Here is a 2,098-nt window from a genome sequence, read left to right as displayed (position 1 = left end):
GTCCCGGTCGACGTCCGCACGGGCGGTGTCCGGCACCGCGGTCAGGCCCAGGCCGACGTCCGCGCAGGCGACCGTGCCCGTCTGCCCGTTGGCCTGTTGCGACCTGGAGGGGCGCTGCCCGGCGAACGCGGCCGCGGCGATGACCGAGCCGCCGCCGACCGCCAGTACTCCGGCGAGCAGCAGGGCCAGCATTCTGCGCCCGGCCTTGTCACGTTTGTGAGTCCTCATATTCGCACTCTCGGTAGTCGTGGACAGGGTGTTCACTGCATGTGTCCGGCGCTGCGGACCACCGCTTCGTTCAGCGCTGCCCGGCCGGCTTCGGGCTCGGCGAGGCGGATCCCGCGGGCAGCGCGGAAAGTCCGCCGTAATTGACCAGTCGGGTTTCCTCCAACACCGTCATGTGGTCGAGCACCGTGGAATTCGCCACGGTCGCCAGATCCCGGACGGTGGAATTCTGGGTACTGGCGCGCACCTGCGCGACCACCGCGAAAACCTGCCCGTGGGCATTGCGCACGATGTTCGCGAAGAGCCGGTCGAACTCGGCGCCCTGGGCCGCGTCCAGCTGCTGCAGCCAGCCCTTCTGCTGGTCGTTCGGCTCGCTGGGGACGTCCATCCCCAGGGCCGCGGCCGCCTCCAGGTCGGCCCGGTCGAGCGCGGTGTGCCCGTCGACCAGGTGCTGGCCGGCGGTCTTGACCTCGGCCGTGCCGCCCTTGGCGAGGGCCATCCGGCCTGCGGGGATCTCCCAGAGTCCGGCCAGCCGGACCCGTTTGACGAAGTCCCGGTCGAGCGCCGTCAGCGGACCCGTCGCGGTCTGCGTCGTCGTTCCCGGCGCAGCGCCGCCCGCCTGCGGTGTCCGGTAGGAGCCCGCCGACTTCACGACGGGGACCACCAGCGCGGTCACCGTGGACATCATGGCCACGATGATCGCGAGCGTGGCGAACGACCGCGGGAGACGGCTCACCCTGGGAAGGCCGTAGACGCCTTTCTCGGTTCCGCGTTTCTTCCTGGAAGATGACATCGGTTTCCTATCACGCCGAAGAGGGTGATCGCACCGGCCGCCGCCGGAATTCCTTTTCGGACGGTCCCGGCGACCGCGGTGAAAACCCTACGGAACGCGGGGGCGCCCCGTCGGGGAATTCATCAACAATGGACAGATATGGCGACGGCCAGGGACACCGGTCGAAGGTCACGGAATCCCGGGGCGGTCGGGGCGCGCAGCACTCACCGGCTGCGGCGGACGTCCTGGCGGGGGCCGAACGTCCGGTGCGGGGGCAGTTCCTCCGCTCTGCGGCGCAGCCGCGCGCACTCGGCGGCCGTGCCGTGGATCTTCAGGGCCAGCAGGATCTCGAAGCGCGCCTGCGAGGTGCGCAGGCTGCTGCCGAAGATCCGCTCCAGCTTGCGGAGCCGGTACCGGACGGTCTGCGGATGGATGCGCAGCAGCACCGCCGCCTCGGTGGCGCCGCCGCCCTCCAGCCAGGCGAGCAGGGTCTGCTCCATCCGTTCGCGCTGGCGCGGTGTCAGGTCGTTCAGCCGGCCGAGCCACTTGGCCGACAGGCGGCCGGCCAGCAGCGGGTCCTGGAGGAGGAGCACCTCGGCCAGGTGGTCCTCGACGAAGAGGAGTTCCCCTGCACCGTCCGGCCACTGCGGGGACAGCGAGAGCAGGGTGCGGGCCCAGCGCAGCGAGGCTCCGGCGTCGGACCGGGAGACCACCGGGCCGACCACGGCCGCGCGGCCCTGCAGCCAGCGGGTGAGGTTGCGGCGCATGCTCGGTGCCGGGTCCGGGATCAGCAGGTAGGGCTCGGGTCCGTGCAGGTAGGCGACGACCTTCGCGGTGGAGAGTCCGGGCGGGGGCGGTCCGGGGACGGCGGAGAGGGCCACCGCCTGGACGACTCCGGGGCCGGCCTGGGGCCGGGGCTTGTCGGTGGGCGCGGAGGGCGGGCGCCGGACGAGTTCGCCGCGGCCGCCGCCGGGCAGGGTCAGTGAATCCACGACGCCTCCTTCCACGGCCTGCCGGGCCTGCACCGCGGGGGGCGGTCGCCGGACTTCGCGGCGTCGGCGCGGCGGCCGGCCGGGGCGGGCGTCCTGCGCACGGGGACGC

2 protein-coding genes and 1 pseudogene are annotated in these 2,098 nt (G+C 72.6%); all 3 read right to left on the bottom strand.

What is annotated here, in order from left to right:
* A pseudogene (locus ABZ641_RS34445) lies at window positions 1-228 on the bottom strand (hypothetical protein); the annotation flags it as partial.
* Between the two features lie 70 nt (window positions 229-298).
* On the bottom strand, window positions 299-1,018 hold the full coding sequence (locus tag ABZ641_RS34440) for a DUF4142 domain-containing protein (RefSeq protein WP_359988272.1): 720 nt from the start codon (window positions 1,016-1,018) through the stop codon (window positions 299-301).
* Between the two features lie 203 nt (window positions 1,019-1,221).
* Window positions 1,222-1,989 (bottom strand): helix-turn-helix domain-containing protein, encoded by a 768-nt coding sequence (locus tag ABZ641_RS34435; RefSeq protein ID WP_344623301.1) that lies wholly within the window; start codon window positions 1,987-1,989, stop codon window positions 1,222-1,224.
* Window positions 1,990-2,098 lie beyond the last annotated feature (109 nt).

The organism is Kitasatospora sp. NPDC007106, assembly GCF_040634455.1.
GTDB lineage: Bacteria > Actinomycetota > Actinomycetes > Streptomycetales > Streptomycetaceae > Kitasatospora > Kitasatospora arboriphila.
The sequence above is the reverse complement of the archived record's forward strand: the minus strand, read 5'-3'. Positions and strand labels throughout refer to the sequence as shown.

Coding starts and splice junctions, on each gene's coding strand:
- ABZ641_RS34440 (WP_359988272.1), bottom strand. CDS start 1,018: ATGTCATCTTCCAGGAAGAAACGCGGAACCGAGAAAGGCGTCTACGGC.